This window comes from Streptomyces sp. NPDC001068, assembly GCF_042897315.1.
Lineage (GTDB): Bacteria > Actinomycetota > Actinomycetes > Streptomycetales > Streptomycetaceae > Streptomyces.
This window is the reverse complement of sequence record NZ_JBIAYD010000006.1, coordinates 327,575-353,565: the sequence shown is the minus strand read 5'-3', so window position 1 is coordinate 353,565 and position 25,991 is coordinate 327,575. Positions and strand designations below refer to the sequence as shown.

The following is a 25,991-nucleotide window of genomic DNA, read 5'->3' as shown; positions in this document are numbered from 1 at the left end:
CGGCGGCCGGGCGGGACGAACGTGCCGTCAGTCGTCCAGCCTGACCGGCATCAGGAGCGAGAAGGCGCCCTCGTCGTCGGGGCGGCGGATCGTGATCGGCGCCGTGGGCGCACCGAACTCCAGAACCAGCCGGTCGCGGGCGCCGGCGGCCAGCGCGGCCAGCAGGAACCCACGGTTGACGGCGACGCGGTTCGGGTCCTCGTCGGCACCGGTTCCCTCGCCGTCGGCGTGGAGGGTCACCGCGCCGCCGTCCTCCACCCGGAGCACGCTGAGCTCGTGCCCCCCGGCCTCTTCGAAGCGGACCGGACCCGTCTCCAGAGCCTGCCGGAAGGCCGCCACCTCGACGACGGTGCTGCGCCCGCCGGGCCGGGGCAGCAGACGGCGGTAGTCGGGGAACTCGTGGTCGAGGCACTGTCCGGCCACCTGTCCGTTCCCCGCCTCCAGTGACACGCGGTCACCGTCGAGGGTCAGACGCACGGGCCCCTCGCCGTCCGCCAGCGCACGCATCGCGTCGACGAGCGGCGTGGGCACGATGACCTGCACCCGGCTTCCGTCGTGCCCGGCCACGCCGGCCCGCGCGACCGCCATCCGGTACCGGTCGGTGGCCACCGTGTGCAGGTTCTCGCCCTCGACGTCGAACAGCACCCCGCCGAGCATCGGCAGCTCGGGGTCGGTGCCGGCCGCGAAGCGAACCGCGTCCAGCGCGGCCGCCAGCTCCGGCGCGGCGACGGACAGACGGACGGTGGCACTGCGGAGCGAGGTCATGGGGTTCTCCCGGAGATCGAGTCGGTCACGGAGCGTGGCGAACTCACCGCGGGCGTCGGACAGCCCCTTCTCGAGGCGGCGCAGGTGCTCCCCGAGCAGTTTCCGGACCAGATCGGAGTCCGCTCCGGACCAGCTGGCCAGCACCAGCCGGATGTCGGCCAGCGGCATGCCGGCCCGGCGCAGGCAGGCCAGCAGACGGGCCTCCTCCAGCTGGCCGGGCTCGTACCAGCGGTACCCGCTCACCGGGTCCACCCAGGCCGGAACCAGCACACCGGCACGGTCGTAGAACCGCAGGGCGCTCACGCCCAGGCCGCTGTCGCGGGCCAGCTCCCCGATGCTGCGCATGTCGTTCTCCACATCCGACACTGTGGGCCCTGCACAAGGTCGAGGGTCAACCCGACCGAGCACCCCCGCTCTCGGCGGCACACTCGGCTGTTGGGGCGGGCCGGCGTGAGACCGACTTCGCGGGACCTGGAAGGACTCGAGGTCCTTCACGATGATCCGGCCGACGTGTCCGGGCGTCGACGTCCGTCCGGGTTTCGCCCCGGCACCAGGGGCGTGGCCTGCCCGTCATCACCGGACGCGGGCAGGCCACCGGCCCGTCAGCCCACCACGTGCTCCGTGAACCGGTTCACGGTCTCGGCCAGCACCTCGCGCCCGTCCCGCGCCCACAACCCCTCGTTGAACAGCTCGACCTCGATGGCGCCGGTGTAACCGGCCGCCTCCACGTACCCCCTCCACTCCCGCATGTCGATCGCGCCGTCGCCGATCTGGCCGCGGCCGTTGAGGACGCCCGCGGGCAACGGCGTGGTCCAGTCGGCCAGTTGGAAGGTGTGGATACGGCCGTCCGCGCCCGCCCGGGCGATCTGCGCGGGCGCCCGGTCGTCCCACCACAGGTGGTACGTGTCCACGGCGACGCCGACCTGGTGGGCGGGGAAGCGTTCCGCGAGGTCCAGGGCCTGGGCGAGGGTGGAGACCACGCAGCGGTCGGCGGCGTACATCGGGTGGAGGGGTTCGACGGCCAGGCGGACCCCGTGCCGCTCCGCGTACGGCCCCAGCTCCCCGAGCGCGTCCGCGATCCGCTCCCGCGCCCCGCGCAGGTCGCGGGAGCCCGCCGGCAGGCCGCCGGAGACCAGCACGAGGGTGTCGGTGCCGAGGGCCGCCGCCTCCTCGACCGCCCTCCGGTTGTCGGCGAGGGCCGCCGCCCGCGCCCCGGGGTCGGTCGCGGTGAGGAAGCCGCCCCGGCACAGGGTGGTGACGGTCAGGCCCGCGTCGCGGACCAGCTTGGCGGCCGCCGCCACGCCGTAGGCCCGCACCGGCTCCCGCCACAGGCCGACACCGGGCACGCCCAGTTCCCGGCAGGCGTCGGCCAGTTCGGGCAGCGACAGCTGCTTCACCGTCATCTGGTTGATGGAGAAACGGGACAGGTCGCCGGTCACCGGGTCACCCCGTACAGGGCGAGGAGGGTCCGCATCCGGTCCTCGGCCAGCTTCGGGTCGGGGAACAGCCCCAGGCCGTCGGCGAGTTCGTAGGCGCGGGCGAGGTGCGGCAGGGAACGGGCCGACTGGAGGCCGCCGACCATGGCGAAGTGATCCTGGTGGCCGGCGAGCCAGGCCAGGAACACCACGCCCGTCTTGTAGAAGCGGGTGGGCGCCTGGAACAGGTGGCGGGAGAGTTCCACGGTCGGGTCGAGCAGCGCGCGGAAACCCGCCGTGTCGCCCGTGTCCAGGGTCCTTACCGCCCGCGCGGCCAGCGGTCCCAGCGGGTCGAAGACGCCGAGCAGGGCGTGGCTGAAACCCTGCTCGTCACCGGCGATCAGCTCGGGATAGTTGAAGTCGTCGCCGGTGTAGCAGCGGACGCCCCGCGGCAGCCGCCGGCGCAGGTCGATCTCCCGCCGCGCGTCCAGCAGGGAGACCTTGACGCCGTCGACCTTGTCGGGGTGGGCGGCGATGATCTCCACGAACACCTCCGTCGCCGCGTCCAGGTCGGCCGAACCCCAGTAGCCCGTCAGCGCCGGGTCGAACATCGGGCCGAGCCAGTGCAGGACCACGGGTTCGGCGGCCTGGCGCAGCAGGTGGCCGTAGACCTCCTGGTAGTCCTCGGGTCCGGCGGCGGTGGCGGCGAGCGCCCGGGAGGCCATCAGGACGGCCCGGGCGCCGGACTCCTCGACGAGCGCGAGCTGCTCCTCGTACGCGGCCCGGATCGCGGCGAGCGTGCCGCCGCTGATCTGGTCGGTGCCGACGCCGCAGACGATCCGGCCGCCGGCCGCCTTCGCCTCGGCGGCGCTGCGGCGGATCAGCTCGGCCGCGCCCGCCCAGTCCAGGCCCATGCCGCGCTGGGCGGTGTCCATCGCCTCGGCGACGCCCAGGCCGTGCGCCCACAGGTGGCGGCGGAAGGCGAGGGTGGCGTCCCAGTCGACGGCGGCGGGCGAGTCGGGGGAGACGTCGGCGAACGGGTCGGCGACCACGTGGGCCGCCGAGAAGACCGTACGGGAGGTGAAGGGGGCGCCGGGGGTGGCGGCGAGCGGCTCGGTGCGCGGCTCGTAGGTCCGCAGCGCCCCGTCGGCGCCCGGAAGCCGGATGGTCACAGGGAGATCTCCGGTACGTCGATGCGGCGGCCCTGCGCCGAGGACTTCAGGCCCAGCTCGGCGAGCTGGACGCCACGGGCGCCGGCCAGCAGGTCCCAGTGGTAGGGGGCGTCGGCGTAGACGTGCTTGAGGAAGAGCTCCCACTGCGCCTTGAAGCCGTTGTCGAAGTCGGTGTTGTCGGGGATCTCCTGCCACTGCTCGCGGAAGGCGTAGGTGGCGGGGATGTCCGGGTTCCAGACCGGCTTGGGGGTCGCGCTGCGGTGCTGGGCACGGCAGTTGCGCAGGCCGGCGACCGCTGAGCCTTCGGTGCCGTCCACCTGGAACTCGACCAGTTCGTCACGGTTGACGCGGACCGCCCAGGAGGAGTTGATCTGGGCGACGGCGCCGCCGTCGAGCTCGAAGATGCCGTAGGCGGCGTCGTCGGCGGTGGCGTCGTAGGGTTTGCCGTTCTCGTCCCAGCGCTGCGGGACGTGGGTGGCGGTGAGGGCCTGGACGGACGTCACCCGCCCGAACAACTCGTGCAGCACGTACTCCCAGTGCGGGAACATGTCGACGACGATGCCGCCGCCGTCCTGGGCGCGGTAGTTCCAGGACGGGCGCTGCCCGGGCTGCCAGTCGCCCTCGAAGACCCAGTAGCCGAACTCGCCGCGGACCGACAGGATCCGGCCGAAGAAGCCGCCGTCGACGAGCCGCTTCAGCTTCAGCAGGCCGGGCAGGAAGATCTTGTCCTGGACGACACCGGACCGGACGCCCCGCGCGTGTGCCAGCCGGGCCAGTTCCAGCGCGCCCGCCAGGCCGGTGGCCGTCGGCTTCTCGGTGTAGACGTGCTTCCCGGCGGCGACGGCCAGCCTGATGGCCCCCTCGCGGGCGGAGGTGACCTGCGCGTCGAAGTAGATGTCGATGGTGGGGTCGGCGAGCACGGCCGCCAGGTCGGTGGAGACGTGCCCGGCGGGCAGCCCGTGGCGGTCGGCGATCTCGCGGAGCGCCGGCTCGCGGCGGCCGACGAGGACCGGTTCCGGCCACAGCACCGTGCCGTCGCCGAGGTCGAGGCCGCCCTGCTCGCGGATCGCGAGGATCGAGCGGACGAGATGCTGGCGGTAGCCCATGCGTCCGGTCACGCCGTTCATGGCGATACGCACCGTCTTGCGTGTCACGTGATTCCTTTCGTCCGTGTGCGCCGCACTGATGCCGTCCGTGTGCGCCGCGCCGTTGCAGCAAGCGCTTTCTACATGGTCTGAAGCTAGCCTTTCACCACTGGTCCGTACAAGACCGTGATGGGGTCGAGTTGTTCGAGGGGGCGAACAACTCGAGTGAATGGCCTTATGGTCTGCACGGCAAGGGGGCTTCCTTTGATCAGGCTGTGTACGACGGCGTACCGAGAGACGCGCGACCGGAGGACGACGAGATGACGGTGACCCTGGCGGACGTGGCGGCCCGCGCCCAGGTCTCGCCCGCGACGGTGTCGCGCGTACTGAACGGCAACTACCCGGTGGCGGCCTCCACGCGGGAGCGGGTGCTGCGGGCGGTGGACGAGCTGGACTACGTCCTCAACGGCCCGGCGAGCGCGCTCGCGGCGGCCACCTCCGACCTGGTCGGCATCCTCGTCAACGACATCGCCGACCCGTTCTTCGGGATCATGGCGAGCGCGATCCAGGCGGAGATCGGCGGCCCGGGCGGGCGCGCCGGCGGGGAACGGCTCGCGGTCGTGTGCAACACCGGCGGGGCACCCGAGCGGGAACTGACCTACCTGACCCTGCTGCAGCGGCAGCGGGCGGCGGCGGTGATCCTGACCGGCGGGGCCGTGGAGGACGCGCCGCACGCGGCGGCGGTGGCGGCGAAGCTGCGCAGGCTGGCGGAAGCGGGCACCCGGGTGGTGCTGTGCGGGCGGCCGCCGGCACCGGAGACCGACGCGGTCGCCCTGACCTTCGACAACCGCGGCGGCGGACGGCAGCTCACCGAGCACCTCATCGGGCTGGGCCACCGGCGCCTCGGCTACATCGCGGGCCCCGAGGAGCGGACGACCACCCGGCACCGCCTGGAGGGCCACCGGGAGGCGCTGGCCGCGGCCGGCGTCGAGGAGGACCCGCGCTGGACCGTGCACGGGCGCTACGACCGGCGGGCGGGGTACGAGGCGACACTCGAACTGCTGCGCCGCGACCCGTCGCTGACGGCGGTGGTGGCGGCGAACGACTCGGTGGCGCTGGGCGCGTGCGCGGCACTGCGGGAGTCGGGACTGCGGATCCCGGCGGACGTGTCGGTGGCCGGCTTCGACGACCTGCCGTTCAGCATCGACGCGGTGCCCTCGCTGACGACGGTACGGCTGCCGCTGGCGGAGGCGGGTGCCCGGGCGGGCCGCATCGCCATGGGCCGCGAGGAGCCGCCGCCGGGCGGCATCGCGACGGTCCGGGGGGAGCTGATGGTCCGCGGCTCCTCGGGCGTGCCGCGCGGCTGAGCGCGGGTGGCCGGACGGCGGAAGCGGTACGCGGCCGGCCGGGTAGGCGCGGGTACGGGGACGCGCGGGGCGTGAGCCCGGAGGGTTCGCGACACCGGGACGGAAGGCGGGAGCACCGGCGGGCGGACGAACCACGCGGCACCGAGCCAGCAGGAACGATTCCTCAGACGCCGCCCGGCCGGTTCCCCGGGCAACCGACGGATAGGCGACCCGGCCACCACCGGGTCGGATCCCCAGGTCCCCACCAGACCAGCCCTGGGCAGCTGCCGCACCCGCCCCGTTCCCGCCGGGCGGATGGCGTCCCAGCCGCCACCGGGTCGGATCCCGTACCCCCACCAGACCGGCCCCCGGGCCGCTGCCGCACCCGCCCCGTGCCCGCGGGGCCGATGGCGTCCCAGCCGCCACGGGGTCGGATCCCAGGCCCCCACCAGACCGGCCCCCGGTCCGGCCGCCGCCGCGCCGGCCCCCGCGCCCGCCGGGCCGATGGCGTCTGGCCCCAGGGAAGCGCCGCACCCCGGGGAAGTCCCGCACCCCGGGGAAGTCCCGCGCCCCGTTGTGAGCGTGGTGGCAGACGCATGGGTCCGGGTGCCCGAACGCGGGCACCCGGACCCATTCCTTTGCTGTCAGGGTTGTGTCAGTCAGTCACCGACCGCCACCGCCACCGCCGTGGCCACCGCCACCGCCGCCGCCGTGACCGCCGCCGCCACCGTGACCGCCGCCACCGTAGCCGCCGCCGCCATGGCCGCCGTAGCCGCCGCCACCCCAGCCGCCGTAGCCGTTGTCGCCCCAGCCGCCGTAGCCACCACGGCCGTAGCCGTTGTCGCCCCAGCCGCCGTAGCCGCCGCCACCGCGACCGCCATAACCGCCGCCGCCGTGACCGCCGTAGCCGCCGCCACCGTGACCGCCGCCACCGCCGTGGCCACCGCCGCCGCCGCCGTGGCCTCCGCCACCGCCGCCGTGGCCTCCGCCGCCGCCTCCGTTGTTCTGGAAGGAAACAACGTGGTCAGGCGCCGACGAGTGGGTGGCCGCGCTGGCGATTCCGGCACCCGCGCCGAGCGCGAGAATCGGTGCCGAGATCGCAGCGATGGCGACCCTCTTCATACGTGTGGTGTGCGCGCGCATGATCGCCCCTCTCCGAGGGTGTGGTTGTGTTACGACGGCCACTTGGGGGCCGCCTTGCGTGCACTCCAGAGCCTGCGCGCAGCTCTGAGCGCGTCCGCCGCCCGAGACCGGTTTCTCCGCACCGGCACGGGCCCTTCGGCGGACCACGTCATATCCGAGGTTGAAACGGACATTAGTGACGTTCGTGTATAAACCTACGGCGCGGGCGCGACGAAGTCAAAAGCAGGAACGAAACCAGGCAAGGATGGACAAGTAAAGCCAGCCGGGCCGTCGTTCGCGCCGACGCCTTCCGGCCGTCCGAAGCGACGGGCTAGCCTCGGACCACGGTTTCTCTGACTCAGTCAATCATCGGGGTCCAGCCATGACCGTCCAGGACGTCCGCGCCTTCAACCGCTTCTACACCAACGTCATCGGCGCCCTCGACCACGGCCGCCACCTCTACGCCCCGTACACCCTCACCGAGGCCCGGGTGCTGTACGAGCTCGCGCACTCCGCCGACACCGACGCGGCCGACCTGCGGGCCGATCTCGCGCTGGACGCCGGGTACTTGAGCCGGATACTCAACAAGTTCGAGGAGGCCGGCCTGATCGGGCGCGCGCCCTCCGGGAAGGACCCGAGGCGGCGGCGGGTGTCGCTCACCGCGGCCGGCCTCTCCGCCGCCGAACTGCTCGACGGGCGAGCCCGGGACTCGGTCGGCTCACTGCTGGACACCGTCGACCCGAGCGCGCGGCCACGGCTCACCGAGGCCATGCGCACCATCCGGACGATCCTCGGCGACGCGCACGCCCCCGACGGCGGCGACGAGGTGGTGCTGCGCGAGCCGCACCCCGGCGACCTGGGCTGGATCGTGCAGCGCAACGCCGCGCTGTACGCGGCCGAGTACGGCTGGAACACCGACTACGAGGGCCTGGTGGCCCGGATCGTCGCCGACTACGCCGAGGACCACGACCCGCACCTGGAACGGGTCTGGATCGCCGAGCGGGCGGGGCGGCCCATGGGGTGCGTGATGTGCGTGCGGGACGAGGCCCCCGGCACCGCCAGGCTGCGACTGCTGCTCGTCGAACCGGAGGCGCGGGGGCTGGGCATCGGGGACCGGCTGGTCACCGCCGTGACCGACTTCGCGCGCGGAGTCGGCTACCGCGACCTGGTGCTGTGGACCAACGACGTCCTCTCCGCCGCCCGCCGCCTGTACCGGCGGCACGGTTTCGTCCTCAGCGCCGAGACCCCGCACCGCTCCTTCGGAAAGGACCTGGTCGGGCAGGACTGGCGCCTGGACCTGCACGGAACCGGCGGGTGAGACGTAGGTTGGTGGGCATGAGGTTCGCCTTCTCCACCCTCGGGGTTCCCGGTCTGCCGATCCCGGACGTGCTGGCACTCGCCACCGCGCACGGCTACCAGGGCGTCGAACTGCGCGCCCACCCCGAGGAGCCGGTGCATCCCGGCCTCGGTCCGGCGGCACGCGCCGAGGTGGCGGCGGAGTTCGCGGCGGCCGGCGTGGAGGTCATGGGCGTCGCCGGGTACGCGCGGGCGGCGGCTCCCGGCGAGGACGCCCCGGTCCTCGACGAGATGCGCCGACTCCTCCAGCTGGCCCACGACTTGGGCGCCTCCTTCGTGCGCGTCTTCCCCGGCGCCGACCCGGAACTGCCCGCGGCCGAGTCCGACGCCATCGCCGCCCGGCGCCTCGGCACGGTCGCCGAGGACGCCGCCGCGCTCGGCGTCCGGGTCCTGCTGGAGACGCACGACTCGCACCGCACCGGAGCCGCCGCGATCCGCGTCCTCGGCCCGGTCGGCCACCGCATGGCCGGGGCGCTCTGGGACGTGATGCACACCTGGCTGGGCGGCGAGCAGCCCGCCGAGACCTTCGCGGCCCTCGCCCCGCACCTCGGATACGTCCAGGTCAAGGACATCGCCTCCGCCGAGGACACCGCCCCGCTGCCGCTCGGCGCCGGGACGCTGCCGCTCTCCGACTGCGTGGAGGTGCTCTCCCGGCACGGCTGGGACGGCTGGCTGTGCTGGGAGTACGAGAAGCGCTGGTACGAGGACGCGGCCCCGCTGCCCGGCCTGCTGACGGCGGGGCGGGACCACCTGACCCGCCTGCTCACCGAATCGGCCTGACCGGCACGGGCCGGCGAGCGGGGGCGGCGCACCAGCGGCCGCACCGGTCCCCCCTCTCCCGACTTCCGGTGATTCCCGGCCGCCCGGGAACCCCGTCCCGTCCCCGTCCGTCCAACGCGCGGGCCGTCGGAAGAGCCTCCGTGGTGCGGTCTCGGCACTCGCCGCTGATCCGCGGTCGCCGACCCGCCCCTTCGCCGCACCACGGCCGCCGGCCCGCCGCCGTCGGCGCGCCCCCTCCCTTGCGCCGACGGCGGCCCCCGGGGGTCCGCGTGTTCCCTTGACGGAAAGAAACTTCCCGAATATTGGTGTGGCTACGGAAGTTTCCTTCACCCGGTTTCCCCACCGGAAGGAGCGCACGTGCCCTCCAGACGCACCGTTCTCGCCGCGACCGCGGGCGTCACCGCGGGACTGACCGTCGGCACCGGCGCGCCCGCCTTCGGCGTCGGCCGCGGCGCCGGCCACCACCACGCCGACGACCGCGGTCTGCGTTCCCTCATCTCCCGCATGACCCTGGAGGAGAAGGTCGGCCAGCTGTTCGTGGCGCGGGTCTACGGCCACTCCGCCACCGACCCCGACCAGGCGGACATCGACGCCAATCTCAAGGAGATCGGCGTCCGCACGGCCGCCGAGCTGATCGCCCGGTACCGCGTCGGCGGCATCATCTACTTCACCTGGACGCACAACACCCGCGATCCGCGGCAGGTCGCCGGCCTGTCGAACGGGATCCAGCGGGCCGCCCTGGAACAGCCGCGCGGGCTGCCCGTGCTCATCGCCACGGACCAGGAGCACGGTGCCGTCTGCCGGATCGGCGAACCCGCCACGCTCTTCCCGGGCGCGATGGCGATGGGGGCGGGCGGCTCCCGCGCCGACGCCCGTACCCTCGGCCGGATCTCCGGCGCGGAGCTGCGGGCGATGGGCGTCCGGCAGGACTACTCCCCCGACGCCGACGTCAACGTGAACCCGGCCAACCCGGTCATCGGCGTCCGGTCCTTCGGAGCCGACCCGGACGCGGTGGGCGACCTGGTCGCGGCCGCGGCAGGCGGGTACCAGGACGCCGGGGTCGCGGCCACCGCCAAGCACTTCCCCGGCCACGGGGACACCGCCGTCGACAGCCACACCGGCTTCCCCGTGATCACGCACAGCCGTGACCTGTGGGAGAGGCTGGACGCGGTCCCCTTCCGGGCGGCGGTGCGGGCGGGCATCGACTCGATCATGACCGCCCACATCCAGTTCCCGGCGCTGGACGACTCCGGCGACCCGGCGACCCTCTCCCACCCGATCCTCACCGGCATCCTGCGCGGCGAGCTCGGCTACGACGGGGTCGTGGTGACCGACTCGCTGGGCATGCAGGGGGTGCGCACCAAGTACGGCGACGACCGGGTGCCCGTACTGGCCCTCAGGGCCGGGGTCGACCAGCTCCTGGACCCGCCCTCCCTGGACGTGGCCTGGAACGCGGTCCTGACGGCCGTACGGGGCGGAGAGCTGACCGAGGCGCGGCTCGACGAGTCGATCCTGCGGATCCTGCGCCTGAAGTCCCGGCTGGGTCTGCTCGCCCGGCCGTACGTCGACACCGAGGACGTCGACCGGGTGGTGGGCACGGCCCCGCACCTCGCCACCGCCGACCGGATCGCCGAGCGCACCACCACCCTGCTGGTCAACGAGGCGGAGCTGCTCCCGCTGTCCCGCCGTACGCACCGCCGGGTGCTGGTGGTGGGCGCGGACCCGGCCTCCCCGTCCGGCACCACCGGCCCGCCGACGGGGGTGCTCGCCGCCGCCCTCACCGAACTGGGCTTCGCCGCCACCGCGTTGTCCACGGGCACGGCCCCTTCGGGGGCGACGGCCGAACAGGCGGTCGCGGCGGCCCGGGACGTGGACGCGGTCGTCGTCGCGACCTACAACGTGACGGCGGACAGCGCACAGCGGCCTCTGGTGGAGCAACTGGTCGCGACCGGGCGGCCGGTGGTGGCGGTGGCCGTGCGCAACCCGTACGACATCGCCCAACTTCCCTTCGTACCGGCCTTCCTGGCGGCCTACTCGTGGACCGACGTCGAACTGCGTGCCGCGGCCCGGGTGATCGCCGGGCGGGTCGCGCCGCGGGGCAGACTGCCGGTACCGGTGCAGCGGGCGGACGATCCGGCGCGGGTGCTGTACCCGATCGGTCACGGGCTGACGTACCAGACGTACGCAGCGGATCGGGCGTAACGCCCCCAACGGGTGGAAAGCATCCCACACGGCCGGCGCGGGCCGTGCGCGCGGGCCACGCCGGCAGGGGGGGGCGACATGGGGCGCGGACGTTTCACCGGAACGCTGGTGACGGCAGCCGTCGCCCTGCTGCTGGCCGGGTGCTCGCCGTCCTCGTCCGGGGCGCCGGCGGGCGGCGCGCGGCCGACCGGTGGCGGGACGCCGTCCGGGTACGGCGCGCGGTTCCTCGCGGCCGGCGAGTGCAGCTCGTTCGGGACCGCGGGCTTCACCGAGGTGCCCTGCACCGGTGAACGGGCGGCGGCCCGGGTGGTCGCCCGCCACGACGGCACGATCGCCGCCGGCCCGCCGTGCCCGGCGACCACCGACTTCGTGCTGCACATCGGCGCCCAGCGCACCGGCGGCGGCCCGGGCGGGGGCGGACGGGTCCCGCGGGGGTACGCCTGCATGCGCAGCCTGGAGCCGCCGCACCCCGGTGACCCCGGCGGGGGCGGCGGACCGCGCACGATCGTCGGCGACTGCCTCTACGGCTCGGGCCGCGGCCGGGTCCGGGAGACCGCCTGCGACGGCTCGGGGCGGCGCGAGCCGCGGTACCGGGTGGTCCGGGCGGTGACCGCGCGGGACCGGTGTCCGGCGTCGACGGCCCTGTACGTCCGGCTCGGCGGCGACCGGCCGGTGGGCTGCGCCCGCCGGGTGCGGACGGCCGGTCAGGGCCTCAGCACAGGATCCAGCCCGAACTCCCCGACGAGCGGCCCACCGCGCCCCTGACCCAGACGCACCGGTGCCCGGCGTGCACGGTCACCGGCCCGGCGTGGAACTGGTACCTGCCCTTGTCGACGACCGGCCGGTTGCCGCGGGCCTGGACGCTGACGGACATCACGCGCCTGCCGCCGGACGCCCTGGGCAGCGTGATCGCGCAGACGTAGCCGCCCTGACGGTAGACGTGCACGACACCGGTGCGGAAGGGCAGCGTCCGCACCTGGCGCCCGGCGCAGCCGTCCGCCGTCGCGGCCTGCGCCTGGGCCGGTGCCACGAGGGCGAGCGCCCCGGAGGCGGCCAGCACGGCCGCACCGAGCGCCAACCGCCGCCGTATCGCACCACTGTTCACAGTCGTCCCCTCCCGTACCGCGACCGCACACCTCGTCCGTACTGATGTACGGACGCACGACATATGTCGGATGGTTGCACGGCCGTCGGGCCCCCGGTGCCCCGCCCCGGATCACCTCAGGTCAGGGCGCCGGCGGCTCAGCGGGCGGCGGCGACGGGTTCCCCCGGCTCCTCGGACCGGCCGATGAAGGTGCGCCACAGTTCGGCGTAACGGCCGCCGCGGGCGAGGAGTTCGCGGTGGGTGCCGTCCTCTGCGACCCGGCCGTGGTCCATGACCACCACCCGGTCGGCGCGGGCGGCCGTGGTCAGCCGGTGCGCCACCACGAGGGTCGTACGACGGCCGGCCAGCCGGTCCGTCGCCAGGTTGACCTGGGCCTCCGTCGCCAGGTCCAGGGCGGCGGTGGCCTCGTCGAGGAGCAGCACGTCGGGGTCGACGAGTTCCGCGCGGGCCAGCGCGATCAGCTGGCGCTGCCCGGCAGAGAGGTTGCGGCCGCGCTCGGCCACCTCGTGGAGGTAGCCGCCCTCGAGGGTGGCGATCATCTCGTGGGCGCCGACCGCGCGGGCCGCCGCCTCCACCTCGGCGTCGGAGGCGTCGGGGCGGCCGTAGGCGATGGCGTCCCGGACGGTTCCCTGGAAGAGGTACGCCTCCTGCGGAACGACCCCGAGGCGGTGACGGTAGGAGGTGAGGTCCAGGGTGCGCAGGTCCGTGCCGTCCACGGTCACCCGGCCGCCCGTCGGGTCGTAGAACCGCGCGACCAGCTTGACGAGGGTGGACTTGCCGGCCCCGGTCTCGCCGACGAAGGCGACCGTCTGCCCGGCGGGGATGACCAGGTCGATGCCGTCGAGCGCCGCGTCGCCGTCGTCGGCGGCGCCGTACGCGAAGCGCACGTCCTCGAAGGCGATCTCGCCCCGGAGGCCGGGCACCTCCCGCGGCCGGTCGGCGGCCCGGGTCGAGGTCTGCTCGCGGAGCAGTTCCTGGATGCGGCCCAGCGAGACGGTGGCCTGCTGGTACCCGTCGAAGACCTGGGAGAGCTGCTGGACGGGCGCGAAGAACAGGTCGATGTAGAGCAGGTAGGCGACCAGGGCACCGGTGGTGAGCGTGGCCGCCTCCACCCGGTGGGCGCCCGCCATCAGCACGCTCGCCGCGGCCACCGACGACAGCAGCTGCACGAACGGGAAGTAGACCGATATCAGCCACTGGCCCCGGATACGGGCCTTGCGGTAGCTCTCGCTGCGCTCGGTGAAACGGCGGCCGCTGTCCCCCTCGCGCCCGAAGGCCTGCACGATCCTGAGACCCGACACCGACTCCTGGAGATCGGCGTTGACCACCGACACCCGCTCACGGGCGAGTTCGTACGCCTTCACGCTGGCCCGGCGGAAGAAGAAGGTCGCGACGATCAGCGGCGGCAGGGTGAGGAAGACGACCAGCGCGAGCTGAACGTCGATCACCAGCAGGACGACCATGATGCCGAAGAAGGTGACGACCGAGACGAAGGCGGTGACCAGGCCGGTCTGGAGGAACGTGGAGAGGGCGTCGACGTCCGTCGTCATCCTCGTCATGATCCGCCCGGTCAGCTCCCGCTCGTAGTAGTCGAGCCCGAGCCGCTGCAGCTGGGCGAAGATCTTCAGCCGGAGCGAGTACAGGACGCGTTCGCCGGTCCGGCCGGTCATCCGGGTCTCGCCGATCTGCGCGGCCCACTGGGCCAGTACCGCGAGCAGCCCGAGCAGCGAGGCCGCCCAGACCGCGCCGAGCGCCATCTTGGTGACGCCCTGGTCGATGCCGTGCCGGATCAGCACCGGCAGCAGCAGGCCCATGCCGGCGTCCACGGCGACCAGGGCGAGGCTGACCAGCAGCGGGCGGCCGAAGCCGCGCAGCAGCCGGCGCAGACCGTAGGAGTCCTCGGGTCGCACCGCCCGGGCCTCGTCGATGTCGGGGACGTCGGTGGCCGGGGGCAGCGCGTCGACCTCGGCGAGGAGCTCGGGGGTGGCCGGGGTGCCGGCGAGGGCGAGGTCCCTGGGGGTGCGGTCACCGGTCCACAGGCGCGGGGTCACGCCCCGCTCGGCGTCGAACTCCGCGTCGAGTTCGTCCCGCACGGAGGTGTCCTCGTGCGGGACCTCGGGGAGGGCGTGGCCCGGGGAGACCCCGCCCAGCTCGTCGGGGTCGGTGAGCAGCCTGCGGTAGAGCGCGGACCGCTCCTGGAGCTCCTCGTGGGTGCCGATGCCGGCGAGCCGGCCGCCGTCGAGGACGGCTATGCGGTCGGCGAGGTTGAGGGTGGAGCGGCGGTGCGCGATGAGCAGGGTGGTCCGGTCGCGCATCACGTGCTTGAGCGCCTCGTGGATCTCGTGCTCCACGCGGGCGTCGACGGCCGAGGTGGCGTCGTCCAGGACGAGCAGCCGGGGGTCGGTGAGCAGGGCGCGGGCCAGCGCCACGCGCTGGCGCTGGCCGCCGGAGAGGGTCAGGCCCTGCTCGCCGACGGTGGTGTCGTAGCCCTCGGGCAGCTCGGCGATGAAACGGTCCGCCTGGGCGGCGCGGGCCGCCTCCAGGATCTCCTCGTCACTCGCGTCGGGGCGGCCGTAGGCGATGTTGGCGCGGACGGTGTCGGAGAAGAGGAAGGAGTCCTCCGGGACCAGGCCGATGGCGGACCGCAGCGAGTCGAAGGTCAGCTCGCGGACGTCGTGGCCGCCGACCAGGACGGCGCCGTGGGTGACGTCGTAGAAGCGCGGCAGGAGCAGGGAGACCGTGGACTTGCCGGAGCCGGAGGAGCCGACGACCGCGAGGGTCTCGCCCGGCCGGATCTCGAAGCTCAGGCCCTTCAGGACGGGCCGGTCGCCGTCGTACCCGAAGGACACGTCGTCGAACTCGACGGTCGCGGGCGCGTCGGCCGGCAGGGTCTTCGCGCCCTCCTTCATCGTCGGCTCGGTGTCGATCAGCTCCAGGACGCGTTCGGTGCCGGCGCGGGCCTGCTGGCCGACGGTGAGGACCACGGCGAGCATCCGGACCGGGCCGACCAGCTGGGCGAGGTACGTGGAGAAGGCGACGAAGGTGCCGAGGGTGATGTGACCGCGGACCGCAAGCCAGCCGCCGAGCGCCAGCATGGCGACCTGGCCGAGCGCCGGGACGGACTGCAGGGCCGGGGTGAACCTGCTGTTCAGGCGGATCGTGCGCAGGCGTCCCGCGAACAGCTTGCGCCCGACCTCGCGGAGCTTGCCGGTCTCCTGGTCCTCCTGCCCGAAGCCCTTGACCACCCGGACGCCGCTCACGGCACCGTCGACCACGCCGGCGACGGCGGCGGCCTGGGCCTGGGCGTACCAGGTGGCGGGGTGGAGCTTGCTGCGGCTGCGCTTGGCGATCCAGTACAGGGCCGGGGCGACGGCGAGCGCGACCAGGGTCAGCGGCGGCGACAGCCAGGCCATGATCCCGAGGGAGATCAGGAAGAGGAGGACGTTGCCGATGGTCATCGGCAGCATGAAGAGCAGGCCCTGGATCAGCTGGAGGTCGCTGGTGGCCCGCCCGACCACCTGCCCGGTGGACAGCTCGTCCTGCCGCCGTCCGTCGAGCCGGGTGATCGTGGCGTACATCTCCGTCCGCAGGTCGTGCTGGACGTCCAGGGCGAGCCGGCCGCCGTAGTAGCGGCGCACGTAGGTGGCCAGGTAGACGAGGACCGCCGCGCCGATCAGGGCGCCGGCCCAGGGGCCCATGGTCCGGCTGTGGTCGCCGATCACGTCGTCGATGATCACCTTGGTGACGAGCGGTACGACGGCCAGGACGGCCATGCCCGCCAGCGAGGACCCCAGCGCGAGCACGACGTCCTTGGGGTGCCGCCAGGCATACCCCGCCAGCCTGCGTGCCCAGCCCGGCCGATCCCCCTGTTGCGCTGCCACGCGGTGCCTCCCGTTCGCCCTTTTCTTCCGCAGGGCCACAACGCGGACGGAACCGGATTTCATCCCTCCGCAACAAATCCCGGGCGGGGCCGCGGGGCGCTTCGTCCTCGACGCGGGCGAGGGGGACGCGGGGCGCCTCGTCCTCGACGCGGGCGGCAGTGCCCGGCACCACCGGGCGCTTCGCGGTGAGCGTCGTGCGGTGCCGCCGTCGTTCCGGCCACGGCACCGCCGTGGCGCACCGTGGCCGCCCCGCCCGGCCCGGCTGCGGATTCCCCCGATCGCGGAATGCCGGTGCGGGCGGCAGGATGTCGCCATGGGGACGCTGCTGTCCGTCAACGTGGGACTGCCGAAGGACGTGCCCTGGCAGGGGCGGACCGTCCGGACCGGGGCCTGGAAGGCGCCCGTGTCCGGGCGCCGTATGGTGCGCCGGCTGAACGTCGAGGGAGACGGCCAGGGCGACCTGGCCGGGCACGGCGGCGAGATCCGGGCCGTCCTCGTCTACCAGATGGAGTCCTACCGGTACTGGCGGCGGGAGCTCGGGCGCGACGACCTGGCCTTCGGGGCCTTCGGCGAGAACTTCACCGTCGACGGCCTGCCCGACGACGAGGTGTGCATCGGCGACCGGTACCGGATCGGCGAGGCGGAGTTCGAGGTCACCCAGCCGCGCGTCACCTGCTACCGCGTGGGCCTGCGCCTGGGCGAGCCCACCATGGCCGCCCTCCTGGTCGCCCACCACCGGCCGGGCTTCTACCTGCGGGTCCTCACCGAGGGACACGTCGGGGCCGGCGACGAGATCAGCCTCGTCAGCAGGGGGCCGGGAGCGCTCAGCGTCGCCGACACCGACGCGCTGCTCTACCTCCCCGGCCGCGACCCCGCGAAGCTGCGCACCGCGCTGGACATCCCCGCCCTGAGCCCCGGCTGGCAGCGGTCCTTCCGGGAACTGGCCGGTGCCGGGGAGCCGGCGGACCGGCCGGGGTGGCCGGGCTTCCGGCCCCTCAGGGTCCTCGGGATCGTCCCCGAGAGCGCCGACGTCTCCTCCGTCTCCTTCGGGACCACCGACGGCACGCCGCTCCCCGCGGCCCGCCCGGGTCAGTACCTCTCCGTCCGCCTCACCACCGGCGAGGCCGGCGGAGAGGTGCGCAGCTACTCCCTCTCGTCGGCGTACTCGGCACCCTCGGCGTCCGCGGCACCCTCGGCCGGCGGCTACCGGATCAGCGTCAAGCACGAGCCCCACGGACGGGTCAGCGGCTACATCCACAGCGGGCTCCGCGTCGGCGACCTCGTGGACGTCGCCGCCCCGCGCGGCACGTTCGTCCTCCAGGACGGCACCGGCCCGGTCGTCCTCGCCTCCGCGGGCATCGGTGTGACCCCCGTGCTCGCCATGCTCCACCGGCTCGCCGCGACCCGGGACCCCCGACCCCTGTGGTGGCTGCACACCGCCCGCGACCGTGCCCACCACTCCTTCGCGGCCGAGGCCCGGGACCTGCTCGCGCGGCTCCCCGACGCCCACCAGCACGTCTACTACACCGCCGAGAGCCCCCGCCCCGGCGAGGACCACGTCAGCCGGGGCCGCCCCACCGCCGCCTCGCTCGCCGCCCTGGGCATCCCGGCCGACGCCGACGCCTACCTCTGCGGACCCACCGCCTTCATGGACGACCTCGGTGCCCTGCTGACCGGGAACGGCCTGCGCCCCGAGCGGATCCACACCGAACGGTTCAGCGCGCTCGCCGCCCTCAACCCCGGCGTCACCGCCACCGCCGCGGTCCGGCCGCACCAGCCCGCCGGTCCCCCGGGCACCGGTCCGCTCGTCACCTTCGCCCGCAGCGGCATCACCACCCGGTGGTCCGACGGCCGCGGTTCGCTCCTCGACCTCGCCGAGGCCTGCGACGTCCCCACCCGCTGGTCGTGCCGCACCGGCGTCTGCCACACCTGCGTCACCCCGCTGGTGACCGGTGACGTCGTCTACACCACCCCGCCGCTCGAACCGCCCGAGCCCGGCACCGTCCTCGTCTGCTGCAGCGCACCGGCGGCCGAGGTCGTCCTCGACCTCTGACCCCGGGCCGCGCCCCGCCCCGCAACGCGCCGGTAACGACTAGTCAAACCCTTCGACGCCCGTACAACCATTCGGGCGAACCCGCGAGTCAATCCGGTTATGACTCACCGGATATCGAGACGCGTCAGGGTGCTGGCGGCGATCGCAGGCGGGGCCGCGTTCACCGCGGGGGTGGCCGCACCCGCCTCGGCAGCCGCTCCCACCGTCAGCTGCACGTCCGCCAAGGCGGGCCTGGCCGCGAAGCTCAAGACGGACATCACGGCGGCGATGGCGAACCGCAAGGGGACCATCGCCGTCGGCCTCTACGACCGGTCCACCAAGACCACGTGCACCCTCCGTTCCACCACGCACTACGACTCGGCGAGCACCGTCAAGGTGACCGTGCTGGCCACGCTGCTGTGGGACGCCAAGAAGCACAACCGCTATCTGACGGCCACCGAGCAGAAGCTCGCCACGGCGATGATCACCAAGTCGGACAACGACGCGACCACCAAACTGTGGAAGCAGCTCGGCCTGACGAAGATCAAGGGGTTCCTGACGGCCGCGGGGATGACCCAGACCACCCCGGGAGCCAACGGGTACTGGGGACTCACCCAGATCGACGTCCACGACGAGCAGCGGCTGCTCGCCATGATCACCGCCACGAACACGGTCCTGAGCGACAACTCGCGGGCGTACATCCAGAAGCTGATGGGACAGGTCGTCTCCTCCCAGCGCTGGGGCACCCCCTACGGCGTCCCGTCCGGGGTCTCCGTGCACGTCAAGAACGGCTGGCTGTCGCGCTCCACGCACGGCTGGCGGGTACACAGCCTCGGCACCTTCAAGGGCCACGGCCACGACTACATGATCACCGTGCTGTCCCACGACAACAGCACCATGAACTACGGGATCAGCACGATCCAGGGCATCGCGAAGGTCATCCACAAGGATCTGGCGGCGAGTTGAGCCCGGCGGGGGCGTGGCCGGGGCGCGCTCCGGCCACGCCCCCGCCCTTCACGGGCGGGTCTCCCGCCCGTCACCGGCCCGCCCTACGGTGACGGGCATGCGCCTGCGAACCGTACTCGCCACCGTCACCGCCGGCCTGGCGGTGACCACCTGTCTGTCCGCCGCCGGCCCCGCCGCCGCCACGGCCAAGTCCGCTCCGGTCAAGTCCGCCCGGGCCAACCCCTGTTCACCGACGGTCTCCATCGACGGCTTCTCCGACGCCCTCGACAAGACGACGTTCGACGGCACCTTCGTCGGCAACTTCTCGGCCCTCGCCCTGGACCGGCACGGCTCCCTGGCCGCCCTCTCCGACCGGTCCTCGCTCTTCGACCTGGACGCGAGGACGCTCGCACCGAGGAGGGCCGTCCCGCTCGCCGACGAGAACGGCGCCCCGCTCGACTCCGAGGGCCTGGTCGTGGACCACGACGGCACCCGGCTGATCTCCTCCGAGACCGAGCCGTCGATCCGCCGCTACTCGCCGGACGGCCGGATCCTGGACCGCCTCCCCGTGCCGTCCTCGCTGCTGGTCTCCCCCGCCGGCCGGGCCACCGCCAACCAGACCTTCGAGGGCCTGACCCTGCTGGACGGCGGCCGTACCCTGCTGGCCTCCATGGAGTACGCCATCTCCGGCGACACGGCCGGCACCGTCCGCTTCCAGACCTGGCGGCGGACCAGGGGGGACCACTTCCGGCTCTCGGCCCAGTACGCCTACCGCACCGACGACCCGATCCTCGGCGTCCCCGAGGTCCAGGCGCTGCCCGACGGCCGACTGCTGGTCCTGGAGCGCGGCTTCACCGCCGGAGTCGGCAACACCGTCCGCCTCTTCCTGGCCGACCCCCGCCACGCGACCGACACCAGCGGCATCACGAACCTCACCGGGCAGCCGGGCGTGCGGCTGATCGGGAAGACCCTGCTCACGGACATCGCGACCTGCCCGACCCTGGGCGCCACGGCGAAGCAGCCGCAGCCCAACCCGCTCCTCGACAACATCGAGGGCATGGTGGTCACGGGCCGCTCCAGGGGCGCGTACCGGGTCCTCCTGGTCAGCGACGACAACCAGAACGCGGCCCAGACGACGCGGTTCTACCGCCTGTCGGTCCGCGCCCACTGAGACGGGGCCCCTCCCCGTGGAGCCCGGTACGCGCGCCCACGAGGGCGGGCCGGTAGGGGGCAGGCGGCCGGCACAGGGGCCTGGAGGGCGGGCCGGTAGGGGCAGGCGGGCGGCAGGGGCCTGGAGGGCGGCCGGTGCGGGCGCCCTCTCACCCGCATCTCACCCACGCACAGGCTGCGCCCAGGACCGCCACAGCCCGCACCCATCGCCCGCCCGCAGGGTGGAGTGGTGACATCTGCCACCGATCCCATTCCCCCCACGACCGTGTCCCCCGACTGGGCACCGCCCGCGGCGGCCTCCGCGGCTCCCCCGCCGGACAAGGCACCGCGCTGGTCGCTTCCCGCGCTCATCGCGATCCTGGTCCTGGCCGCGGTGTTCTACTCCTGGAACCTCTCCGGTTCCGACATGAACACCTTCTACAGCGGCGCCGTCTGGTCCGGCACCCAGAGCTGGAAGGCCTGGTTCTTCGGTTCGCTGGACCCGGGCAGCTTCCTGACCGTCGACAAACCGCCGTTCGCCACCATGGTCATGAGCCTCTCGTGCCGGATCCTCGGCTTCGGCACCTGGCAGATGATGGTGCCGCAGGTCGCGGCCGGTCTCGGCACGATCTGGATCCTGCACGCGCATCTGAAGCGGGTCTGGGGCCACGGCGCGGCTGCCGTCGGCGCGCTGGTGCTCGCGCTGACCCCGATCACCGTGGCGATCAACCGGGACAACAACCCCGACACGATCCTGGTCCTGCTGATGGTGGCGGGCGCGGCCCTCGCGTTCCGCGCCACCCGTGACGAGCGGCTGCTCCCGCTGCTCGGCTCGGCGGCCTGCTTCGGTCTCGCCTTCGACACCAAGCTGCTGGCGGGCTGGATCGCGCTCCCGGCCGTCTTCGCGCTCTACCTCTACGCATCGAAGGCCCCCTGGGTGAAGCGGATCGTCAACCTCGCGCTCGCCGCGGCCGTACTGGCCGTCGCCAGCTTCTGGTGGGCGGTCGCCGTATCCCTGGTCCCGGCCTCCGACCGCCCCTACATCGGCGGCTCCACGGACGGCTCGGCCTGGGACCTGATCACGGGGTACGACGGTCTCGGCCGCGTATTCGGCGGCGAGGGCAACGGCGGCGGAGGCGGGGGCGGCGGCTTCTCCGGTTCCGCCGGTCTCGGCCGGATGTTCAACGACGTCCTCGGCGGCCAGATCTCCTGGCTGCTGCCCTTCTCCGCGATCGCCCTGATCGGCGGCCTGGTCCTGTGCGGCCGCGCCGCGCGCACCGATCTCCGGCGCATGGCCCTGGTCCTGTGGGGCGGCTGGACCCTCCTGCACTACGTGATCTTCGCGACCGCGCAGGGCACCATGCACCCGTACTACACGACCGCGCTGGCCCCGGGCATCGCGGCGCTGTGCGGCGGCGGTGGCGTGATGCTGCTGCACGCGTTCCGCACCGACAGGCGGTGGATCTGGGTCCTCCCGGCCGCCTTCGGCGTCACCGGCCTGTGGTCGGTCGCCCTGCTGCGCCGGGCCTCCGGCTGGAACACCTGGCTGTGGCCGTTGATCGGTGTGCTGACGGTGGCCGGCATCGCGGGGATGCTCCTGCTGCGGTCCGGTGACCGGGCCCGCCTGCGCACCGCCTCGGTGGCGGTCGCGGTGATCGCGGCGCTGGCCGGGCCGACGGCGTACGCGGTGGCGGAACCGTTCGGGGGCTCCGGCGGCGGTGGCATGGGCGGTACGAACCCGACGGCCGGTCCCTCGACCGGCAGCGGCTTCGGCGGCGGGCCGGGTGGCGGCCGGGGCGGTACCCGCGGCGGGCGGGACACCGAGGCGGGGGGCGGCGGCTTCCCGGGCAGCGTGAACGGCGAGGCCCCGGGCGGCACTCCGGGCGACGGCCTCCCCGGCGGCGGCACCGGCGAACTGCCGGGCGGCGGCACCGGCACCGGCACCGGCGAACTGCCCGGCGGCCCGGGCGAGATGCCGGGCGCGGGCAGCGGCACCGGCACGGGCACCGGCACCGCGCGCGGCGGCTTCCCGGGCGGCGGCACGGGCGGTGGCGGTGGCGTGAGCAGCGACCTGATCGCCTACCTGAAGAAGCACAGGGACGGCGCCGCCTGGCTGCTCGCGGTCTCCAACTCCCAGTCTGCGGCCCAGATCGAGCTGAGCGCGAAGGAGCCGGTGATCTCCATGTGGGGCTTCACCGGATCCGACAAGGCCATGACGGTCGCCAAGCTCGGGGAACTGGTGAAGGCGGGCAGGCTGCACTACATCCAGGTCGGCGGCGGCGGTATGGGCATGGGCGGCACCAACACGCTCAGCTCCGAGGTGACCAGTTGGGTGCGGAAGCACGGGACGGCGGTGAAGGAGAGCGCGTACAGCGGGAGCACGAACGGGAGTTCGGCCTCGACGCTCTACCGGCTGGACCCGTCCGACGTCGGCTGAGACCGCACCGGTGACAAGTCCTACTACTTCGCTCACACAGGTGAAGTCGATCTTGGGCTCGGGCGTGTCCCGGTGACCGCCCAGCAGCATGGGGACGCCCCGCGCTTCCGCCGGGGCGTCCCAACTCCCTTTTACGGAGAGTCCCGTGAAGCTTCGCAGCTGGTCCGTCGCCGCCGCCCTCGTGCTGACCGCCCTCGTCGTGCCGGCACAGAGCGCCTCCGCGCAGGCGGTCGCCGCGCCCTCCTGTCCCGACGGCTCGGTGTGCTTCTGGAGCGGCGAGGGCTTCGGCGGCTCCTACTGGGAGTGGACGGCCCGCAGCGGCTACCGCGACATGCCGCCGGGCCTGCACGACCACGTGGGTTCCTTCGTCGCCTCCACCCGCGCCTGCCTGGTCAACTGGTCCCCGACCGAGAAGCGGGACGTCTTCAACGGCGACTGGCGCTCCCAGTACCTCGGCGACTTCGGCGGCCGCATCGACGGGGTGGGCGCGGGGGGCTGCTGAGCCCGGCGCGTTCAGCCCAGGTGGGTGGGGGCGAACATGCGCAGCAGGGCCGGGAGTACGACCACCGAGGGGCCCGGGGCGGCCAGCGCCTTCGCCAGGTCCGTCTCCAGGGTCTCGGGCGTGGTGCGGACGCCGGGGACGCCGAAGGACTCGGCCAGGGCCACGTAGTCGGGGCGGGACAGTTCCGTGGCCGTGGGCTCGCCGAAGGCGTCGGTCATGTACTCGCGCAGGATGCCGTAGCCGCCGTCGTCGACGATGAGCCAGGTGACCGGGAGGTCGTGCTGGCGTGCCGTCGCGAGTTCCGCGATGGAGTAGAGGGCTCCGCCGTCGCCGGAGACGGCGAGGACCGGGCGGGTGGGGTCGGCGGCGGCCGCGCCGAGTGCCGCGGGGAAGCCGTAGCCGAGACCGCCCGCGCCCTGGGCCGAGTGCATGAGGTTGGTGCCCCGCGGGTCGAACGCCGACCAGGCCCAGTAGGCCAGGATCGTCATGTCCCAGAAGGACGGGGAGGTGGCCGGCAGGGCCCGGCGGACCGCCGCCAGCACGTCCTGCTCCAGGGTGAGTTCCTGGGCGGCGATGCGCTCCGCGACCCGGGCCAGCAGCTCCCGTACCCGGTCGGCGGCCGTGTCGTCGGCGCGCGGGGTCACCGTCTCCAGCAGGGCCTGGAGGGCGAGCCGGGCGTCCGCGTGGATGCCGAGCGCCGGATGGTTGGACTCCAGCTTGCCGGGGTCCGCCTCGATCTGGACGACCCGGCCCCGGGGCTTGAACGTGTGGTAGTTGGAGGAGAGTTCGCCGAGCCCCGAGCCGACGACCAGGAGAACGTCCGCGTCCTCCAGGAAGTCGGTGGTGTGGCGGTCCTCCAGCCAGGACTGGAGGGAGAGCGGGTGGTTCCAGGGGAAGGCGCCCTTGCCGCCGAAGGTGGTGACCACCGGCGTGTTCAGCGCCTCGGCGAGCTGCCGCAGCTTGCCCGAGGCGTCCGCCCGTACCACTCCCCCGCCGGCGATGATCGCCGGGCGGGCCGCACGGGACAGCAGGTCGGCGGCGACGGCGGTCAGTTCGGGGCGCGGCGGCAGTTCGTCGGGGCCGGCGTCCATCGCGGTCACCACGGGGATCGGTGTCGGCGCCAGCAGGACGTCCTGCGGGATCTCCACCCACACCGGGCCGTGCGGCGCCGTCAGGGCCGACTTCCAGGCCGCCGCGAGCGCCGAGGGGATCTGGGACTGGGTGCGGACGGTGTGGACGGACTTCACCACGCCCCGGAAGGAGGCCGCCTGGTCCGGGAGTTCGTGCAGGTAGCCGTGGCGGCCGCCGCCGAGGCCGGCCGTCGGGATCTGGCTGCTGATCGCCAGCACCGGCGCGGAGGCCGAGGCCGCCTCCTGGAGCGCGGCCAGCGAGGTCAGCGCGCCGGGGCCGGTGGACAGCAGGAGCGGGGCCGCCTCACCGGTGACCCTGCCGTAGGCGTCCGCCGCGAAGCCCGCGTTGTTCTCCACCCGCAGGCCGACGTAGCGCAGCGAGGAGCGGCGCAGGGCGTCGAACATGCCGAGGGCGTGCTGGCCGGGCAGGCCGAAGACCGTGGTCGCGCCGAGCCCGGCGAGCGTCTCCACGACCAGGTCCCCGCCGTTGCGGCCGGCCGGCGGGTTCAGTGCGGCTGCGGTCTGCGCCTGGGTGGGGCGGAGTACCAGGTCGTGGTCGTGGGTCACTTCGAACGAGCCTCGGCAATCTGGCGGGTCATGATCGTGGTCAGTTCGTAGGCGGTGTGCGAGGCCGCCACCGACGTGATCTCCGCGTGGTCGTACGCGGGGGCCACCTCGACGACGTCCGCCGACACCAGGTTGCAGGAGGAGAGTCCGCGCAGGATCTCCAGCAGCTCCCTGGACGTCATACCACCGGCCTCGGGCGTGCCGGTGCCCGGGGCGTGAGCGGGGTCCAGACAGTCGATGTCGATCGAGATGTAGAGGGGGCGGTCGCCGATGCGCTGACGCAGCTGGTCGGCGACCTCGTCGGCGCCCCGGCGGTAGATGTCCGCCGAGGTGACGATGCCGAAGCCCATCTTCTCGTCGTCGGTGAGGTCCTGCTTGCCGTACAGCGGGCCGCGGGTGCCGACGTGCGAGAGGGCGGAGGTGTCGAGGATGCCTTCCTCAACGGCCCGGCGGAACGGGGTGCCGTGGGTGTACTCGGCGCCGAAGTAGGTGTCCCAGGTGTCCAGATGGGCGTCGAAGTGGAGCAGGGCGACCGGGCCGTGCTTCTTCGCCACCGAGCGCAGCAGCGGCAGGGCGATGGTGTGGTCGCCGCCGAGCGTCATCAGCCGGGCACCGGTGCCGAGGAGCTGGTCCGCCGCCGCCTCGATCGTCTCGACCGCCTCGTTGATGTTGAACGGGTTGACCGCTATGTCGCCGCCGTCGGCGACCTGCGCCAGGGCGAACGGGGACGCGTCCTGCGCGGGGTTGTAGGGGCGCAGCAGCCGGGACGCCTCGCGGATGGCGTTGCCGCCGAAGCGGGCGCCCGGCCGGTACGAGACACCGGAGTCGAACGGCACGCCGACCACCGCGACGTCGGCGGTGCCGACCTCGTCGAGCCGGGGCAGCCGGGCGAAGGTCGCGGGACCGGCGTACCGCGGGATCCGGGACGAGTCGACGGGCCCGCGGGGCGTCTCGTTGCTGCTCATGAGGTCATGCCTTCTTTCCTACGCTTCTTCGCGTA

General features: G+C 73.7%; 19 protein-coding genes. 10 read left to right on the top strand and 9 right to left on the bottom strand.

Going from position 1 to position 25,991, the window contains the following annotated elements:
* Positions 1-27: 27 nt before the first annotated feature.
* From ACFY3I_RS19215 to ACFY3I_RS19200, 4 genes are all read right to left on the bottom strand, one after another.
* A complete protein-coding gene (locus ACFY3I_RS19215; protein ID WP_390861615.1) occupies positions 28-1,110 on the bottom strand; it encodes a MerR family transcriptional regulator in 1,083 nt (360 codons plus the stop codon).
* 257 nt (positions 1,111-1,367) lie between these two features.
* Complete coding sequence (locus tag ACFY3I_RS19210) at positions 1,368-2,168, bottom strand: sugar phosphate isomerase/epimerase family protein (protein WP_390861777.1); 801 nt, start codon at positions 2,166-2,168, stop codon at positions 1,368-1,370.
* A gap of 32 nt (positions 2,169-2,200) precedes the next feature.
* Positions 2,201-3,352, bottom strand: a complete 1,152-nt coding sequence (locus ACFY3I_RS19205; RefSeq protein ID WP_390861614.1) for a dihydrodipicolinate synthase family protein — start codon at positions 3,350-3,352, stop codon at positions 2,201-2,203.
* A complete protein-coding gene (locus tag ACFY3I_RS19200) occupies positions 3,349-4,506 on the bottom strand; it encodes a Gfo/Idh/MocA family protein (protein ID WP_390861612.1) in 1,158 nt (385 codons plus the stop codon). The genes ACFY3I_RS19205 and ACFY3I_RS19200 overlap by 4 nt, the downstream gene beginning before the upstream one ends.
* Positions 4,507-4,757: 251 nt before the next feature.
* Between ACFY3I_RS19200 and ACFY3I_RS19195 the strand changes: the two genes are divergently transcribed.
* Positions 4,758-5,804 carry a LacI family DNA-binding transcriptional regulator gene (locus ACFY3I_RS19195; RefSeq protein WP_365292066.1) on the top strand — a complete coding sequence of 349 codons (1,047 nt, stop codon included), beginning with the start codon at positions 4,758-4,760 and terminating at the stop codon, positions 5,802-5,804.
* A 642-nt stretch (positions 5,805-6,446) separates the two neighbouring features.
* Here ACFY3I_RS19195 and ACFY3I_RS19190 read toward each other — a convergent pair.
* Positions 6,447-6,926 (bottom strand): hypothetical protein, encoded by a 480-nt coding sequence (locus tag ACFY3I_RS19190; RefSeq protein ID WP_390861610.1) that lies wholly within the window; start codon positions 6,924-6,926, stop codon positions 6,447-6,449.
* 361 nt (positions 6,927-7,287) lie between these two features.
* On the opposite strand from ACFY3I_RS19190, the gene ACFY3I_RS19185 reads away from it, so the two are divergent.
* From ACFY3I_RS19185 to ACFY3I_RS19170, 4 genes are all read left to right on the top strand, one after another.
* A complete protein-coding gene (locus ACFY3I_RS19185; protein ID WP_390861609.1) occupies positions 7,288-8,223 on the top strand; it encodes a GNAT family N-acetyltransferase in 936 nt (311 codons plus the stop codon).
* A gap of 17 nt (positions 8,224-8,240) precedes the next feature.
* Complete coding sequence (locus ACFY3I_RS19180; protein ID WP_390861607.1) at positions 8,241-9,041, top strand: sugar phosphate isomerase/epimerase family protein; 801 nt, start codon at positions 8,241-8,243, stop codon at positions 9,039-9,041.
* A 357-nt stretch (positions 9,042-9,398) separates the two neighbouring features.
* Complete coding sequence (locus ACFY3I_RS19175; RefSeq protein ID WP_390861606.1) at positions 9,399-11,243, top strand: glycoside hydrolase family 3 protein; 1,845 nt, start codon at positions 9,399-9,401, stop codon at positions 11,241-11,243.
* A gap of 78 nt (positions 11,244-11,321) precedes the next feature.
* The gene (locus ACFY3I_RS19170) at positions 11,322-12,008 is read left to right on the top strand and encodes a hypothetical protein (RefSeq protein WP_390861605.1); all 687 of its coding nucleotides are present in this window, start codon (positions 11,322-11,324) and stop codon (positions 12,006-12,008) included.
* Here the strand turns inward: ACFY3I_RS19170 and ACFY3I_RS19165 are convergent.
* A complete protein-coding gene (locus tag ACFY3I_RS19165) occupies positions 11,956-12,348 on the bottom strand; it encodes a hypothetical protein (protein WP_390861603.1) in 393 nt (130 codons plus the stop codon). The two genes, ACFY3I_RS19170 and ACFY3I_RS19165, sit on opposite strands and share 53 nt — an antisense overlap.
* A 137-nt stretch (positions 12,349-12,485) precedes the next feature.
* Positions 12,486-16,229, bottom strand: a complete 3,744-nt coding sequence (locus ACFY3I_RS19160; RefSeq protein WP_390861602.1) for an ABC transporter ATP-binding protein — start codon at positions 16,227-16,229, stop codon at positions 12,486-12,488.
* A 313-nt stretch (positions 16,230-16,542) separates the two neighbouring features.
* Here ACFY3I_RS19160 and ACFY3I_RS19155 point away from each other — a divergent pair, with 313 nt between their 5' ends.
* From ACFY3I_RS19155 to ACFY3I_RS19135, 5 genes are all read left to right on the top strand, one after another.
* Positions 16,543-18,282, top strand: coding sequence for an MOSC domain-containing protein (locus tag ACFY3I_RS19155; protein ID WP_390861600.1), 1,740 nt, complete (start codon positions 16,543-16,545; stop codon positions 18,280-18,282).
* 99 nt (positions 18,283-18,381) lie between these two features.
* Positions 18,382-19,227, top strand: coding sequence for a serine hydrolase (locus ACFY3I_RS19150; RefSeq protein WP_390861599.1), 846 nt, complete (start codon positions 18,382-18,384; stop codon positions 19,225-19,227).
* Between the two features lie 97 nt (positions 19,228-19,324).
* Positions 19,325-20,377 carry an esterase-like activity of phytase family protein gene (locus ACFY3I_RS19145; RefSeq protein ID WP_390861597.1) on the top strand — a complete coding sequence of 351 codons (1,053 nt, stop codon included), beginning with the start codon at positions 19,325-19,327 and terminating at the stop codon, positions 20,375-20,377.
* A gap of 228 nt (positions 20,378-20,605) precedes the next feature.
* Positions 20,606-22,792, top strand: a complete 2,187-nt coding sequence (locus tag ACFY3I_RS19140) for an ArnT family glycosyltransferase (protein ID WP_390861595.1) — start codon at positions 20,606-20,608, stop codon at positions 22,790-22,792.
* A gap of 145 nt (positions 22,793-22,937) precedes the next feature.
* The gene (locus tag ACFY3I_RS19135) at positions 22,938-23,294 is read left to right on the top strand and encodes a peptidase inhibitor family I36 protein (RefSeq protein ID WP_390861594.1); all 357 of its coding nucleotides are present in this window, start codon (positions 22,938-22,940) and stop codon (positions 23,292-23,294) included.
* An 11-nt stretch (positions 23,295-23,305) separates the two neighbouring features.
* Here the strand turns inward: ACFY3I_RS19135 and ACFY3I_RS19130 are convergent, their stop codons facing one another.
* Together ACFY3I_RS19130 and speB are read right to left on the bottom strand one after the other, a co-directional pair.
* Positions 23,306-24,991, bottom strand: coding sequence for a thiamine pyrophosphate-binding protein (locus ACFY3I_RS19130; protein ID WP_390861593.1), 1,686 nt, complete (start codon positions 24,989-24,991; stop codon positions 23,306-23,308).
* Positions 24,988-25,956 carry an agmatinase gene (gene speB, locus ACFY3I_RS19125; RefSeq protein ID WP_365292096.1) on the bottom strand — a complete coding sequence of 323 codons (969 nt, stop codon included), beginning with the start codon at positions 25,954-25,956 and terminating at the stop codon, positions 24,988-24,990. Before speB ends, ACFY3I_RS19130 begins: the two co-directional genes overlap by 4 nt.
* Between the last annotated feature and the right edge of the window lie 35 nt (positions 25,957-25,991).